At 50.8% G+C, this 16,036-nt stretch carries 13 protein-coding genes; 7 read left to right on the top strand and 6 right to left on the bottom strand.

Translation table 11 applies throughout. From position 1 onward, the window contains the following. Nucleotides 1–28: 28 nt before the first annotated feature. Both BLS62_RS19070 and hrcA read right to left on the bottom strand, forming a co-directional pair. Nucleotides 29–838, bottom strand: a complete 810-nt coding sequence (locus BLS62_RS19070) for a HesA/MoeB/ThiF family protein (RefSeq protein ID WP_093184010.1) — start codon at nt 836–838, stop codon at nt 29–31. Nucleotides 839–854: 16 nt separating this feature from the next. Further along, nucleotides 855–1,943 carry a heat-inducible transcriptional repressor HrcA gene (gene hrcA / locus BLS62_RS19065; RefSeq protein ID WP_093184007.1) on the bottom strand — a complete coding sequence of 363 codons (1,089 nt, stop codon included), beginning with the start codon at nt 1,941–1,943 and terminating at the stop codon, nt 855–857. A gap of 195 nt (nt 1,944–2,138) precedes the next feature. On the opposite strand from hrcA, the gene rph reads away from it, so the two are divergent. From rph to BLS62_RS19035, 6 genes are all read left to right on the top strand, one after another. After that, nucleotides 2,139–2,858 (top strand): ribonuclease PH, encoded by a 720-nt coding sequence (rph, locus tag BLS62_RS19060; RefSeq protein ID WP_093184004.1) that lies wholly within the window; start codon nt 2,139–2,141, stop codon nt 2,856–2,858. Next, a complete protein-coding gene (gene rdgB, locus BLS62_RS19055) occupies nt 2,858–3,508 on the top strand; it encodes an RdgB/HAM1 family non-canonical purine NTP pyrophosphatase (RefSeq protein WP_093184001.1) in 651 nt (216 codons plus the stop codon). The genes rph and rdgB overlap by 1 nt, the downstream gene beginning before the upstream one ends. A gap of 129 nt (nt 3,509–3,637) precedes the next feature. Further along, complete coding sequence (hemW, locus tag BLS62_RS19050; protein WP_093183997.1) at nt 3,638–4,798, top strand: radical SAM family heme chaperone HemW; 1,161 nt, start codon at nt 3,638–3,640, stop codon at nt 4,796–4,798. A 333-nt stretch (nt 4,799–5,131) separates the two neighbouring features. Further along, on the top strand, nt 5,132–6,697 hold the full coding sequence (gene phaZ, locus BLS62_RS19045) for a polyhydroxyalkanoate depolymerase (protein ID WP_348271870.1): 1,566 nt from the start codon (nt 5,132–5,134) through the stop codon (nt 6,695–6,697). 97 nt (nt 6,698–6,794) lie between these two features. Then, nucleotides 6,795–7,208, top strand: a complete 414-nt coding sequence (locus BLS62_RS19040; protein WP_093183991.1) for a DUF2852 domain-containing protein — start codon at nt 6,795–6,797, stop codon at nt 7,206–7,208. A 170-nt stretch (nt 7,209–7,378) separates the two neighbouring features. Next, entirely contained in the window at nt 7,379–8,122 is a 744-nt protein-coding gene (locus BLS62_RS19035) for a M48 family metallopeptidase (protein ID WP_093183988.1), read from the top strand. Nucleotides 8,123–8,125: 3 nt separating this feature from the next. Here the strand turns inward: BLS62_RS19035 and BLS62_RS19030 are convergent, their stop codons facing one another. Next, nucleotides 8,126–10,081: a transglycosylase domain-containing protein gene (locus BLS62_RS19030; protein ID WP_208991201.1), complete on the bottom strand. Its 1,956-nt coding sequence runs from the start codon at nt 10,079–10,081 to the stop codon at nt 8,126–8,128. Between the two features lie 122 nt (nt 10,082–10,203). Here BLS62_RS19030 and BLS62_RS31765 point away from each other — a divergent pair, with 122 nt between their 5' ends. Continuing rightward, entirely contained in the window at nt 10,204–10,476 is a 273-nt protein-coding gene (locus BLS62_RS31765; RefSeq protein ID WP_208990962.1) for a hypothetical protein, read from the top strand. 347 nt (nt 10,477–10,823) lie between these two features. On the opposite strand, the gene BLS62_RS19025 is transcribed toward BLS62_RS31765, so the two are convergent. The 3 genes from BLS62_RS19025 to BLS62_RS19015 form a co-directional block, all read right to left on the bottom strand. Beyond that, nucleotides 10,824–11,666, bottom strand: coding sequence for a l-ornithine N(alpha)-acyltransferase (locus BLS62_RS19025; RefSeq protein WP_244283651.1), 843 nt, complete (start codon nt 11,664–11,666; stop codon nt 10,824–10,826). A 358-nt stretch (nt 11,667–12,024) separates the two neighbouring features. Next, nucleotides 12,025–14,214: a PAS domain-containing hybrid sensor histidine kinase/response regulator gene (locus tag BLS62_RS19020; RefSeq protein WP_093183985.1), complete on the bottom strand. Its 2,190-nt coding sequence runs from the start codon at nt 14,212–14,214 to the stop codon at nt 12,025–12,027. A 120-nt stretch (nt 14,215–14,334) separates the two neighbouring features. Further along, on the bottom strand, nt 14,335–15,861 hold the full coding sequence (locus BLS62_RS19015) for a YifB family Mg chelatase-like AAA ATPase (protein WP_093183982.1): 1,527 nt from the start codon (nt 15,859–15,861) through the stop codon (nt 14,335–14,337). Nucleotides 15,862–16,036: the final 175 nt, after the last annotated feature.

The following is a 16,036-nucleotide window of genomic DNA, read 5'->3' as shown; positions in this document are numbered from 1 at the left end:
GCCGTGTTCTTTTGGCAACGAGTAAGTCTTAGCTCTCCAGCATTTCTGCCCAAATCTTGGGATTATCGCCATTGAGTGGGTTCCTTGGGGAGCGTTTGTATTTGATGGTCTCGAAATGCATGTTCAACGTGTCAGCCAGCAGCAGGCGACCAATCAAGCCCTCACCAAAACCAACCACTTCTTTGATCACTTCCAAAGCTTGAAGTGTGCCAACAAGCCCCGTCAATGCGCCCAAAACGCCAGCTTCCGTGCAGGTTGGAATAGAGCCAGCCTCCGGTTGGTTCGGGAACAAGCAGCGATAGGTTGGGTTGATGTAGGTGCCTTCTTCGTCCTGCACAAATGGTTTCAGGAGCGTAACGGACCCGTCAAACTGCCCAACAGCAGCTGTTACCAACGGGCGTCCTGCATAAAAACACGCATCCGAAACGAGGTAGCGGGTTGCGAAATTGTCGGAGCCATCAACCACGATATGGTAATCGTTGATCAGCGCCATGGCATTCTGGCCGGTAATTCGTGTTGGATGCGGAACAACGCGCACATTCGGGTTCAGCCGCGCGATCGCTTCAGCTGCACTGGCAACCTTGGGTTCACCCAATTTTTCTGTGTCGTGAATGATTTGGCGCTGAAGATTGGAAAGTGACACGACATCATCATCAACAATACCGAGTGTGCCAATGCCGGCAGCAGCCAGGTATTGCAGCACCGGCGCACCAAGACCGCCTGCGCCAATCACCAAAACGCGGGCCGCTTTCAGCTTTTGTTGTCCAGGTCCTCCCACATCCCGCAAAACGATGTGGCGAGCGTAACGTTCCAGTTCGGCAGATGTGAGGGAAAGCAAGGAAAACTCCAGTATTCTAGCCGATGAGGCGGCTTACAAGTCGGGCTGTGTAGTCCACCATGGGAATAACACGCGCATAGTTGAGGCGGGTTGGGCCAATCACACCAAGAACGCCCACAACGCGTTGTTCACTATCGCGGTATGGGGAAACGATCAAGGAGGAACCAGAAAGCGAGAACAGCTTGTTTTCTGACCCGATAAAAATACGTACGCCTTCGCCATCTTTGGCAAGGTCCAACAAGCGGATTAACTCGCTCTTGTTTTCAAGGTCATCAAACAGCAAGCGAATACGCTCTAAATCTTCTTTTGCCCCAAGCTCATCCAGCAGATTGGAGCGACCTCGAACAATCAACGTCCCCGGATTGCTGTTGTCTCCACCCCAAACAGCAACGCCCGCATCCACCACCTTGGAGGTGAGCACATCCAACTCGTTCTGGAACTCGTTTCGCTGTCGAATCAGCTCTGTTTGAGCCTCAATCAGCGTCCGGTTGCGGATAATGGAATTGAGGTAATTGCTAGCCTCTGTCAGGGCTGATGGTGGCAAACCGGGAGGAAGATCAACCACGCGGTTCTCAACAGAACCATCCTCACTCACCAGAACAACAAGGGCTTTCAGCGGCTCGATCTGCACAAACTCTATGTGCCGGAGCGCTGCATCCGTCTTGTGGGAAAGAACAACCCCTGCCCCGCGACTAAGGCCGGAAAGCATCTGGCTGGCCTCTGTCAGCACTTGCTCGGTTGTCTTGCCGTCTCCGTTGGCTTTCACCTGTACGGCAATGTTTTCGCGTTCTTCCTTAGAAAGATCGCCAACCTCCAGAAAGCCATCAACGAAAAGGCGGAGGCCGGATTGTGTTGGTAAGCGCCCCGCACTGGTATGCGGCGAATAAAGCAGGCCGAGGTGTTCCAGATCTGCCATCACATTGCGGATAGAGGCCGGAGACAGCGACATCGTGAGACCGCGTGCGAGAGTTCTGGAGCCCGAGGGCTCGCCGGTATCCAGATAATTCTCTACAATTCTGCGGAAGATCTCGCGAGATCGCTGGTCAAGATCTTCAAGCGGAACAGATGGAAGTATACTCGTCACGTTCGTAGGTCTCCACACCATGTGCTGGCTTGAGAGCACGGCTCAAGACCACTTTACCTCCCTATCACACCGCAATTGAACCAGTAAAACTCATTTTAAGCACAAAATCGCGCCTCAAACCAAAAGCAGCCTTTGCGCAAACGGCAAAGCGCAGCTAAAAGACCACCAATATCTTTCGTGAATTTATCGCTATTAAGCAACCTGAGGGAGCTTACCTTGAACCGTCCATCCAAACGTACACCTGATGAAATGCGCGCAGTTAGCCTGGAACGCGGAGTTTCAAAACACGCTGAAGGCTCTTGCCTGATCAAGTTTGGCGATACGCACGTACTGTGTACAGCAAGTTTGGAAGAGCGGATTCCGCCGTGGTTGCGCGGACAGAACCGTGGCTGGGTAACAGCTGAATACGGCATGTTGCCACGCGCAACAAACGATCGTATGCGCCGTGAATCTTCTGCTGGCAAACAGTCTGGCCGTACGCAGGAAATTCAGCGCCTAATCGGTCGTTCTTTGCGCGCTGTGGTGGATCTGGAAGCTCTCGGCGAGCGTCAGATCACAATCGATTGTGATGTTATTCAGGCAGACGGCGGCACACGCACAGCCTCCATCACCGGCGCCTGGGTTGCTCTTCATGACTGTTTGGCATGGATGGAAGCACGCGACATGATCAAAGTTGAGAAAGTTCTCAAAGATCACATCGCTGCTGTCTCCTGTGGCATCTATGAGGGCACACCTGTTGCTGATCTCGACTACATCGAGGATTCCTCTGCTGATACCGATGCAAACTTCGTCATGACTGGCAAAGGCGGCATTGTTGAAATTCAGGGAACCGCAGAAGGCGTGCCATTCTCCGAAGAAGAACTCGGCCAGCTGATGGGTCTTGCAAAACAGTCCATCTCCAAACTGGTTGAGTTGCAAAAGCTAACGGTGCTTTAATGCCAGCTGAAACCGAAACAACCGCCAATAACCGTCGTTTAGAGCCGGGCAAGCTTGTGCTTGCCAGCCATAACAAAGGCAAGCTGCGTGAAATTCACGTCATGCTTGCCCCACATGGTTTTGAGGTTATTTCTGCTGGTGATATGGACCTGCCAGAGCCGGTAGAAGATGGCGACACGTTTGAAGCCAACGCTGCACTCAAAGCGCTGGCGGCAACCAAGGCAACTGGTCTGCCTGCATTGGCAGATGACAGCGGCTTCTGCGTCAATGGCCTCAACGGTGATCCGGGAATATATTCCGCACGTTGGGCTGGTCCGGGTAAGGATTTCGGCGTGGCGATGCAATCCGTGCAGGACAAGCTGACAGAGACAGGCTTCACAGATCGTGGTGCCTTCTTCGTTGCTGTGCTCTGCATTGCATGGCCGGACGGACACACCCAGTTTTACCGTGGCGAAATCCACGGTGATCTGGTTTGGCCTCCGCGCGGTCTGGAAGGTTTCGGTTACGATCCTATGTTTATCCCAGAAGGGTTCGACAGAACCTTTGGTGAGATGGGCAAAGAAGAAAAACACAACACAAAAGAAGGCGAGGCGCTGTCTCATCGTGCTCGTGCTTTTGTAAAGTTTCAAAAAGAGTGTCTGCCGGAATAACGCGTATTCCCGAAAAGTGGCTTCCGGTTTTCGGAAAAGAATACGTGCAGAAAATAATTCAGAGTAGTTTGAGCGAACTTAGTGAAGCGACAACTGCTCTGAATTTGGCGGGCACCATAAGGAATAAGAATGACTGTGGCACCGGCTGGCGGCTTTGGAATTTACGTGCATTGGCCTTTTTGCTTGGCAAAATGCCCGTATTGCGATTTTAACTCGCATGTCCGTCATCAGCCGGTCTCGCAGGAACTCTACGCCAAAGCGATTGTAAAAGAGCTGGCACGGTATGCAGAAATGGTTCCGGGCAGAACCGTAGACTCCGTCTTTTTTGGCGGCGGTACCCCATCCTTGATGGAACCAAAAACGGTCGAGACTATTATAAACGAGATCGCCCGCCTCTGGCATTTGCCATCAACCGCCGAAATCTCCATGGAAGCCAACCCAACCAGTGTTGAAGCAACCCGTTTTGCAGGGTATCGCGCCGCTGGTGTAAACCGGCTTTCCGTGGGCATTCAGGCACTGGATGACAAAGAGCTGAAGATCCTTGGACGGCAGCATTCAGTATCCGAAGCGATCCAAGCTGTCGAAATTGCGCGAAAAACCTTCCCACGCATTTCGTTCGATCTTATCTATGCTCGCCCTAATCAGACCCTGAAGGGGTGGGAACAAGAGTTGAACCGCGCCATAGACCTTGCTGCGGATCACCTCTCCATGTACCAGCTCACCATTGAAAACGGCACCATGTTCCAGCGCCTCTATGCTGCTGGAAAGCTGGAGATGCTGGACCCGGACCTTGCCGCGGATATGTACGACCTCACGCAGGAAGTAACAGCCTCACGTGGCCTACCAGCCTATGAGGTCTCCAATCACGCCCCGGCGGATGCGCAATGCCTGCACAATCTCATTTATTGGCGTTACGGCGATTATGTCGGCGTAGGCCCCGGTGCTCATGGTCGGTTGACGCTGGAAGACGGCTCCAAGCTTGCCACCTCAACGGAAAAACACCCGGAAACGTGGCTCAACCTCATTGAAGAAAACGGCCACGGAGCCATTCTGGAAGAGGTCTTGAACCGCCAGGAACAGGGCGATGAGCTGCTTTTGATGGGCATGAGATTGCATGAGGGGATAGATGTTCCACGTTACGAACAACTCTCTGGGCGTAATTTTGACCCTGTTCGCCTGCGTAATTTGCAAGAAAATGGCATGGTAGAATGGGTTGGCAACAGCCGTATACGTGCAACAGCTTCAGGCTTTCCTCTACTGGATGCCGTAATTGCTGAATTGGCATCCTGAAGTTTAACTACAATAAAAATCATTGTAAATTCAACTCAGTACAATAATTCCGTCAATAATTCTCGGAGGTATTGGGGTATTAATTTATATATTGTGCATTGCAGCATAATTCGTTACACTAACAGTCCACGCCACTGGCTTTAAGAAGCCTTTGTTCTTCAAAAAGTTGAAGTTGGCCGGTATTTCTCCAAGAGTCTATGTTGCTGAATAGGCATAGCACCTTTTATGCTTTTGCAGTGCAGCACTTCGGGCTTCTGAGTAATCGTGTCGCTGTGACTAATAAATACATGAACAGGAATTGGCTGAAGCGATCGCCAAGGGAGGAAACATTCTGTGCTGTTCTACCATATGTATGAAATGAACCATGCAGCAATGTCGCCATTCCGAGCTGTGGCTGACTTTACAAAGCTGTACTTTCAAAACCCCATGAATCCGCTCACCCACACTCAGGTAGGGCGCACCGTTGCCGCCTCCTGTGAAATGCTGGAGCGCGTCACGCGCCGCTATGGCAAACCGGAGTTTGAGCTGAATACGACGGTCGTTGATGGTCAGGAAATTACCATCACTGAAGAAATCCTCTGGTCTAAACCGTTCTGTGATCTGCTGCATTTCAAAAGAGATTTGCCGGAATCCCGAGATGCTGACCCAAAGATTCTGATCGTGGCTCCAATTTCTGGCCACTATGCCACTTTGCTGCGTGGAACAGTTGAAGCGTTGCTTCCAAATCTGGATGTTTACATCACAGATTGGGAAGATGCGCGCCAGGTCCCTGTGGCTGATGGTGAGTTCGATCTGGATGATTACATCGAATACATCACGCAGATGTTGCATTTCCTTGGCCCAAACACGCATGTGTTGGGCGTTTGTCAGCCTTCAGTTCCGGTCTTCGCTGCCGTCTCGCTGATGGAAGAAAACGGCGACAATTGCTCTCCAGCGACCATGACATTGATGGGAGGTCCTATCGATACCCGTGAAGCACCAACAGCTGTGAATGATCTGGCTGTTGAAAAGGGCATCGACTGGTTCAAGCGTAATGTGATTATGGAAGTCCCCTTCCCTCACAAAGGCTTTGGCCGTCAGGTTTATCCCGGTTTTCTACAACTCTCCGGTTTTATGAGCATGAATTTAGATCGCCACGTTGTTGCGCACCGTGACTACTTTCAGCATTTGATTGAAGGTGATGGCGACAACGCAGTCAAGCACCGTGATTTCTATGATGAATATCTGGCGGTTATGGACCTGACAGCGGAGTTCTACTTGCAAACCGTTGAAACGGTCTTCATCGAGCACTCCTTGCCACGCGGCGAGATGTTTTGTCGTGGCAAGCGCGTTGATCCGAAAAAGATCACGGGTACAGCGCTACTAACCGTCGAAGGCGAAAACGACGACATTTCCGGTGCTGGCCAAACAGAAGCAGCACAAAAGCTTAGTGAAAACATTCCGTCTGATCGCAGACTGCATTATGTGCAGCCGAACGTTGGCCACTACGGTGTGTTTAATGGCTCCAAGTACCGTTCTGAAATTGCGCCGCGCATTGTTAAGTTCATTCATGAAAACCCAACAAATGCGCGCGCAAATCAGGGGGTGAAAACGGCCGTTAAAACCGCGAACCGCGACACCTCCTCAGGGAAAGTCGTGGGAGATCCACTGCGCGAAATTCTGTTAGCTGAACCAAAAGGCGTTGCAGATAATCTGCAGTTGATCAGCGGTGTTGGACCTAAGCTGGAACGTGCGCTCAATGGAGCCGGTATCTTTCATTACTGGCAGATCGCGAATGTAACAGAAGGCCAAGCAGCTGCTTGGCCTTCTGTTACATTCGCGGACGCATGCTACGCGATAACTGGGTTGAACAAGCGCGACACCTCAATGAGGCAGTGCATTCTGACTAGTGAGAAGTGAGAATACCCCGATATCTAATAATATTTTGGGCGGTCACTTGAAAACAAAATAAATTCACCCCACTTCATGTTTGTTGATTAGAGAAGGGGTGAATTTGATGAATGTAAATGCAATAAAACCGTCGTGGAACCCACTTAGTATTGCACTAATGGTACTTGGATTCGTAGTATTCTGGCCTCTTGGTCTTGCTATGCTTGCCTACATCTTGTGGGGTGACAACATGACCGGTTGGAAACGTGATGCAAAGTGCCAGTGGGATCGTAGTAATTTAAAAAATGCGATGGACGGCATGCAAGCCGCCGCAGGTAGCGGCAATGCAGCGTTTGATGACTACCGTGAAAAAGAACTTAACCGCATTGAAGAAGAGCGCAAAAAGCTTGATAGCATGCGCAAAGAATTTGACGATCACATGCACGATCTGCGTCGGGCAAAAGATCAGGACGAATTCGATCGCTTCATGCGTAACCGCCACAATCGCGCTTCTGGGCCATCTGCCGGCGAGGCAATTTAGTGGATGTTCTGCATTCATAACAAGCATCAGGTACTCTGCCTCTGGTAGAGTGCCTTTTTGCATGTTGAAGACTTGCCGCTAAATATGAAGACATATCGCACTGGCTGGCTTTTCTATCACCCATTTCTCTGCAATAAACAAAGGTGGGCCAGTGCTGATGTTGAGGTTAAATGAGATTTCTGCGGGCGAAAGTTTTGCCAGAGTTTATTGAGGTGGATATGGGGCAGGAGAAACTCCCCATCCGGCTGAAGCGAAACTCCAGAGCAAAACGCTATATTCTCAGGATCCCGCCAGGTGACCCAGCGCCCGTTATTACTGTACCTGCACGCGGTAACCTCAAAACTGCGCAGGATTTTGCTAATCGACAAGTGGATTGGCTCAAGCAGCGATTGGGATCACGCCCCGCATCCATTAGTTTTGAAGAGCATGCCCGTATTCCCATAAGAGGCGTTCTGCATACCCTGCGGTCTTCTGGCCAATTGCGCGGGTTGTCGCGGCTGGATGTAGAAGACGACACGGAGGAACCTCTGCTTTTGCTGCCGGGAGAAATCCAAAGTTTCTCGCGTAAAACCAAAGACTTCCTGCGTAAACTGGCAAAGGAAGATCTGGAAGCGCATGTGCAGCACTTCACGAAGCAACTGGGTCGCAACTTCCACAGCATAACCCTGCGCGACACAAAAACCAGATGGGGCTCCTGCTCCCATGACGGCAAGCTTTCATTCTCCTGGCGTTTGATAATGGCTCCACCAGATATCTTGGAATATGTCGCAGCTCACGAGGTCGCTCATCTGGAACGCCTCGATCACTCTCCTGATTTCTGGCGTATTTGCGAGCAACTGGCGCCGCATACCAAACCAGCGCAAAACTGGTTGAAAGAGCATGGCCCCCAGCTCCACCTGTATGGCCAGAGCTAGAGTTTAACCGCCGCCAAACAACCGTCCCAGCAGATCAAGTGGGCTATTACTTCTCTTAGGCGGCGGAGCAGGTTGAGTCTGTGTTGTTGGCCTTGGCGTTTGCTGCCGTCGCTGTGGCGCAGCAACATATGCTGGTTGGCGCCGTACCGGAGTGGTGCCTGGTCGTGCCAACGGGGTTGTTTCTGCGAGGTTTAACGGAACACCCGGCAACTCAGCAATCGGAATGCCCTGATGTTGCGTTTCCATAATCCATGCCCAGATTTCAGCAGGTAGTGTGCCACCGGTCACCTTCTTCATCGGTGCATTATTGTCATTCCCCAGCCAAACAGCGGTTGTCAGGGAGCCTGTGTATCCAATGAACCATGCATCTTTATAGCCTTGCGTCGTACCGGTTTTACCACCAGCAGGGCGCCCGGCCAGCAACGCGCGCTTGCCCGTGCCAGCATAAACGGTCTGCGCCATCATCGTGTTGATTTCGCTTAGCTTATCTCCACGAATAACCCGTCCAGTTCCATCCCCCTTACGGCGATAGAGAACTTCACCCTTTTCATTGCGGATCTGTCGCACAACGTGAGGAACCACACCATAACCGCCGTTGGAAAACGGAACATAGGCCGCTGCAATCTCCAGCGGTGTCACTTCAGATGTTCCCAGCGCAATAGAGGGATTGGACTTTAAGGCAGAGGTAATACCAAGCCGCCGCGCCGTTTTCGCAACGTTCGCCGGTCCAACTTCATGTGCTAAACGGGCGGCAACGGTGTTGATGGAAAACGCCAGCGCTTGGGTCAATGTCACATCACCATAATAACGTTTGGTGTAGTTCTTGGGTGTCCAGCCTCTGTAAGTAACTCGTGCATCCTTGCGTATGGTTCCGGGGCTCAGACCTCGTTCTAATGCTGCCAAATACACAAAGGGCTTAAAAGCGGAACCCGGTTGCCGGCGTGCGTAAACGGCGCGATTGAACTGGCTTTCGCGGTAGTTTGCGCCACCAACCAAGGCGCGAACAGCCCCGCTACGGTTGAGTGTAACCACTGCCCCCTGAGAGACGTTAAACTCACGGCGGGACTCAGCGATACGTGTGGAAAGCGCTGTCGCAGCAGCTTGTTGCATATCCCAGTCAATTGTGGTGTCGACAATGATATCTTCGCCGATGGAACCCACAAAACCAGGTAAAAGCTCCATCACATAGTCAGCAACATAATTCCCGCTACCACCATTACTACTGGTCACTACGTGAGCTGGATTGAACAACACATTTTTGGCGTCGCCTTGGGTGATGAAGCCTGCGTTATACATAGCAGTGATCACAACTTGCGCCCGCCCCTCTGCCCGCGCCGGATTGCGGGTAGGTGCGTAACGGCTTGGAGCCTTCAGCAAACCCGCAATTGTTGCAGCTTCCGCCAGCGAAATAAGACGTGCTGATTTACCAAAATAAACACGGGAAGCAGCATCAACACCATAAGCACCGGCGCCAAGATATACCCGGTTCAGATACATCTCCATTATTTCATCTTTGCTGTAATTCCACTCCAGCCAAAGAGCCATCACAACTTCTTGCATCTTCCGCTGCATGGTTCGCTCTGGCTTCAAAAACAGGTTTTTGGCCAGCTGCTGAGTGAGTGTTGAGCCACCCTGAACAGTGCGACCACTGCGGTAGTTGATAAATGCTGCGCGGGCGAGGCCAATCGGATCTATGCCGAAATGATATCTAAAGCGCCTGTCCTCAATGGCCATAACAGCCTCGGGAAGATATTTGGGCAACTGCTCCAGCCGCACAGCTTCACCGCCGGTATCGCCGCGGTTGGCGATCAACGTTCCATTGGCAGAAACAATACGTACATTCGGCGGGCGTTGTGGCACAGCCCATTGAGAGGCTGGCGGGAGGTGTGCAGCATAATAGGCCAAAATAACGCCAACAATAACAATGCCCCAAATGCCAAGAACGGCACTCCAATACATGGAAAACCGTAGAGACTTCCAAAGAAAACCACGAGGTTTGCTAGAACTCTTTTTGCCACCAGATGCTGTGGCGATATCCAAGGCTGCAAGTGTTTGCTGCTTTGCCTTTCGGCTGGGTTTCTTTGCCGAGCGTCGTGGCGCCTGACTCTGCTGTGGCTTTTGTTGTTGTGGACGTGCTGCATGTGGCTTTGCGCGTTGTCCCTGAGGGGCTTCACCTTGAGAGCGGCCCGTACTTCTGCTTGGCCGACGAATATAATCGTCTTCCTCACCAGGCCGCAAAGCGACGCCCTGCAAACGTGGTCGTTGAGAGGGTGGAGGACGTTTGGGTGCGCCGGTTCGCTGAGATTGAGGGGGGGACGAAGGTTGGGCGGAAGGGCGCGGATTGGACCGGTTAGGCGGTCTCTTTGTGCCATTTCCATTTTGGCGTGTCGCCATCGCTCCGATTAACCCCAGGACTTTTTCAGCACATACCCAACAGTTCTTCCGAATAACGGTGTTGGACAAACGCAAACCAGCAAGCAGAGGCAGAATAGTATGTTCCCGGCAAGGGAAGCCCGCCTCAGTGAATTCACCCCGAAGATTTTAGGGAAACACGCTTAATTCTGCGTTAAGCTGATGGAAAGAATTGAACTAACCTCAATTGAATGTTCAAACTGAGGAAGGTTTGACGGCGCAACAGCAGCCCAGTCAAAAGGGCAGCCAATACTGCCCTCAATAAACTCTATACGATCGCAAAATTGAATCAGCTGGCGTACCGGCTTGCATCTGCACCGTAGTAGTTCACATAACGTGAATTCAGTTTAGAAACCGGCAGGATGATCAAAACATCCGTGGTTCCAAATTGATGATCGACAACAGCACCATCGCCAATGTAAGCGCCAATCCGCAAGTAACCTTTGATGAGCGGAGGGAGAGCTCGCAACGCTTCACGCTGGTTTACCAGCTCTTTCGGCATACGGTTCATGTCTACATATTGGTCAGAAAGTGCAGAAACAAGCCATTCCTCAGGTGCGCTGGCAAAATGGTGCAGGAAGGAAAGTTGCTCTGCAAGGCGGTCCGGATCTGTGCCTTCAATAGAAGCGCAACCAATCATCACGTCCACATTATGCGTTAAAACATAGGACCAGATACCGTGCCAAAGCAGTTCAACGGTTTTCTTGGTTCGGTAAGGTTTAAGCACGCAAGAGCGACCCAATTCCAAGAAATTCAGATCGCTGTGGCGGTCAATAATACGCTGAATATCGAATTCACCTGCAGTGTAAAAACCGCCATTTAGCTCTGCTAGTTCCTGACGAAGCAAACGGTAAGTTCCAACAATTTGAGGCTTTGCTTTGGAAAATGGTTTTTTGCGGACCTGACTGTCATGATCGACGACCAGAAGATGATCGCAAATTGGATCGTAATTATCACGATCAAGTCGTGAAAATTGGGTTGGAGTATCTGCAATGGCAGACATCTCTTCGTAAAACACTTCGTAGCGCAACCGTTGAGACATCTTGAGCTCTTTAGCGCCATTGGATAAGCGAACTTCTAACGGTCCAATTCTACCCAAACTTTGCCCCGCATTTTCTATTTTTGCGCGCATTGCCTGTGGAACCCACCGCGGAGCGGGCCGCGCTGCCAGCTTGTGAGGTGCGATTTTTTTTACGATATTCATCGGAGAGAGGAGTCCAGACCCAGCCATACTGTAAATATCTCAAATTGCCATATGTGTTATGAAACACCGCAATGTAGAGAACGCCTTTCTGAATTTACACCAATCGAGTTTCAAGTGGCTATTTTTGGTAGATATTGTGAAATATAGGCCCTCTTTAGGACAAATAAGTGACACAAAACCAAAAACACCTGCTCAAAAACGAAGTCTCTGATCCAACAATGCTGTCGCCACGGTTAAACTTAGTATAACAGTCGCCTCCAGATATTGAACAGGCTAAATATAACAATCAGCTCTTAGCATATTTCCTTAGTATGGCTTCGAGATCCTGTTTTTTTAGGGGTTTGCTTAAAAAACCGTTTGCACCCGCTTTCAGGGCCTCTTCTTTCGCCTCTGGCATAACATCCGCTGAAACAACATAAATCGGTACTTTAGCAGCGGCTTGATCGTCAGCGCCTCTAATTTTGAGGATGGCTTCCAGCCCATCAAGTCCCGGCATATGAAGGTCCATCAACACGACGTCATAAGTACCCTCCGTCGTGAGCGAAACGGCTTTGTGGCCGTCCTTAGCCAACTCAGCTTTGTGTCCAAGTTTTCCAAGTAACGCCCGCACAAGCATCCAGTTGATTGGATTGTCTTCTGCAACTAGAATGTTTAGGTCTGTTGCTTCGCTCATTTGAGGCGGTGACGTTATTTTGCCTGTCATTGAGGCCGAGTCACCAGGTTGAGAGATCGCCTCAAAACCTGATGGGTTGAGCAGACGCAGCAGCGAGGCGCGCCGAACAGGCCGGGTAAGATAACCAGTAAATTCCCCAGCTCTAATATCGGCAATTCGGGCGCGCTCTTGCGGTGTGATGAAGACGATAACCTTTGGTGCTAAAATTCCAAATTTTCTGTGTATCCCTCGGATCTGCTCCACATTTTCTTCGCCAATCAGAATGACATCGAAGGCTGCAGTTGCAGCTGTTCCTTCATAGGTATTAATTGCAATGCACTGAGTATTGCTGAACCCATTGGCTTGCAACGTTTTTTCAATCAATGCCGCTTCAATATGGTTATCTGTAATAATTGCGATTTGAGCTTGGTTCTCGGGTAAAGTATCTTCGCAGATATGATTGATAGGCATCTCGAGAAGAAAGGTGGAGCCGCGACCAAGCTGGCACTGGACTGTTAGAGAACTACCCATCAGCTCTGCTAGACGTTTGGAGATTGCCAGTCCCAAACCAGCGCCCCCAAATTTGCGATCACGGCCATACTCGCCCTGTTCGAATTCGCGGAAAATACGAACGGCTGTAACATCATCCATCCCTGGGCCTGTATCTTCAACTGCGAATTCCAACTGCTTCCCACCCAATGCATCTTGTGAGGCTATCAGAGTCAGGCAAACGCCGCCTTGTTCAGTAAACTTGATTGCATTGCCAACAAGATTGAACAACACCTGCTGAAGGCGAGCCGGATCGCTTTGAATGTGTATAGGGACAGCCGGATGAATATAAGAGCCGATCTGGAGACCTTTGGCATGGGCTTTGGGAGAGAGCAGTTCCACAACACGTTCCACAAGGGGTGCAAGCTCTACTTTTGCAGTTTCCAGCTCGAGCTTTCCCGCCTCGATTTTAGAATAATCCAGTACTTCGTCGATCAACATCAACAGTGTTGAGCCGGACGCTGTGATTGCATTGATATAATTCTGCTGTTCTGCTGTAATCGACGTGTCTTCCAGCAAATCTGCCATACCCAGCACACCGTTGAGAGGTGTTCTGATTTCGTGGCTCACCATTGCAAGGAATCGGGATTTAGCTTCACTCGCATTTGCAGCAAGGTCTCTGTCGTCCCGCAGTTTTTGTTCAGCATGGCGCCTGTCGGTTACATCGGTGAGGATCCACTGAATGATCGGGGCGCCTCCACTCCCGTCGCGAATGCTCAATCGGAGCAAAGAATACCAGCGCGTTCCATACTTGGTGCGCAATGCTACATCTTCGCTGGTGCTTGCTGCCGGATCTTCCAATTCAGGCGTGAAATCATCAGCATACGGCAGGTGAACTGGTTTGCTGGTCTCAATGCCAAAGCCTGATGGAAACGTTCGCTTGCCCGCATCGTTGATGGAAAGCACTGTGCCGTTCGCATCGCAGCGGAAGACGATTGCACCCAAAGCGTCGAGAATTGAGCGATGGCGGTCATCGGCTTCACGTAATTGCCAATCTGCATCGCTTGCAAGCTCAGTTGGATCTTCAAGTTGCTCGACTTCGCTCCTGATTTGAGCTGCTTTCCAGTTCTGTGCAATGATATCGCTTGCGGGAAACCTGCGAAACAGAACTGCGCCTGAAGCAAAGGCGAAAAAGATAACGGAGATACTTTGAAACGATTGAAGGTCACTCATAAAAACAGCTGCAGCTAAGCTGAGACCTCCAGCAAAAATTGAAAGTGTTTTTAGAAGGCTAGAGGAGTTTTCTGCAACTTCAGACTGCTTGATAAGGGACATGCGGGCCTGCGTGATAACGTGAGAGCCCTCCTCCGTTTTTAGCCTTTGCTTTAACAACGCTTGCGCCCTCACAAATTTCTAAAGGTACCCAATAAAAATTAACTAGAAAGATATAACAGATTATGCTGCTGCCAAATAGGTTGAAGAACGTTTGAAATTTAAGGCTTCCGCCAGATGAATGCGCTGAACGCACTCAGAACCATCCATATCTGCAATCGTGCGCGATAACTTGAGGACGCGGTGATATCCGCGTGCAGAAAGCCCAAACTGTATAGCGGCGCGCTCAATTAATTCTTTGCTTCCCTGATCAAGCTCCACAATTTGCTCTATGACCCGTGCACTGGCATGAGCATTCACTGTGATTTGCAAGCCCAGAGACCTAAAGCGCTCCTGTTGAACCATACGGGCTTTCATAACCCGCTGAGCAACTTCTGCTGATCCTTCTGAGGCACTTGGGCCAATCAAGTCTTTTGCGGAGACAGCGGGAACATGCAGCTGTAAGTCCATCCTATCCAAAAACGGTCCTGAAATGCGAGATTGATAGGTGCTTGCACATCGGTCGCCGCGCCTGCAGGTGTGTCCCGGTTCTCCGGCATAGCCGCACCTGCAAGGGTTCATTGCCGCAACCACCTGCACGACTGAGGGATAGCTGACGCGATAATTAGCTCTTACAATCGTGGCAACGCCGTTCTCAATGGGTTGCCTTAGGCTATCCAACACAGAACCCTCAAATTCCGGCAACTCATCTAAAAATAACACGCCATTGTGCGCCAAAGACACCTCACCCGGCTTTGCCTTCATGCCTCCCCCCACAAGTGAGGCCATCGAGGCAGAATGATGGGGAGCTCTAAAAGGACGTTGATCGCTCAAGGCTCCATCTTCCAACTCTCCGGAAATAGACGCAACCATGGATACTTCAAGCAGTTCTCGCGGTGACAAAGGCGGCAACAACGTTGGGAGACGGCTGGCAAGCAGCGTTTTACCGGACCCCGGAGGCCCAATCATAAGCAGATTGTGAGATCCTGCGGCCGCGATCTCCAAGGCTCGCTTTGCACTCTCCTGCCCTCTGATATCAGCCAGATCGAGAGAACTGTAGTTTTGAGGGGAACTGCGCGGTTTGGGGTCTGAGAGCATAAGCTCGCCCCTAAAATAACGATAAAGTTGAACAAGAGAACTTGGAGCGATGATCTTTAGATTCTCATCTGCCCATGCTGCCTCAGAACCGCAGCTTTCGGGGCAAATCAGACCTTTCTCTGCGGCCACAGCGGAAATAGCAGCAGGAAGGGTGCCATTCACATGAGTGATGCCGCCATCTAACGAGAGCTCACCCAGAACCAGAAACCCTTCAACCGCATCTGCAGGCAGTGCTCCCATGGCAACCATAAGCCCCAGTGCTATGGGGAGATCATAGTGAGAGCCCTCTTTGGGAAGATCAGCCGGTGCCAGATTGACGATGATGCGTTTAGCAGGAAGTGCGAGACCAGACGCGTTCAAAGCTGCACGCACTCGTTCCTTGCTTTCCGCAATCGCTTTATCGGGCAATCCGACAAGAGTGAAAAGAACAGAGCCGGAGCTGATTTGCACCTGCACATCCACGTGTGCAGCTTCAACACCTTGAAAGGAAACGGTCGATATGCGCGAAAACACCAGACTCTCCTGCGGTCATTGCAAAATTTGCCATTGCAATAATTAAGCAGGAACGGACAGGAAACACACAAGCCTTGAATACTCAGAAATACAAAAGCCTCTGAGAGTTCTCGGTGTAGGTTTTTCAAAGAAAACTTGAAAACCACGGCCAATAATCTGGCAACCACGAAAACAA

The sequence above is a fragment of the Pseudovibrio sp. Tun.PSC04-5.I4 genome (assembly GCF_900104145.1).
Taxonomy (GTDB): Bacteria; Pseudomonadota; Alphaproteobacteria; order Rhizobiales; family Stappiaceae; genus Pseudovibrio.
Note: the sequence above shows the minus strand (reverse complement) of the source record. Positions and strands in the feature narration are given on the sequence as shown.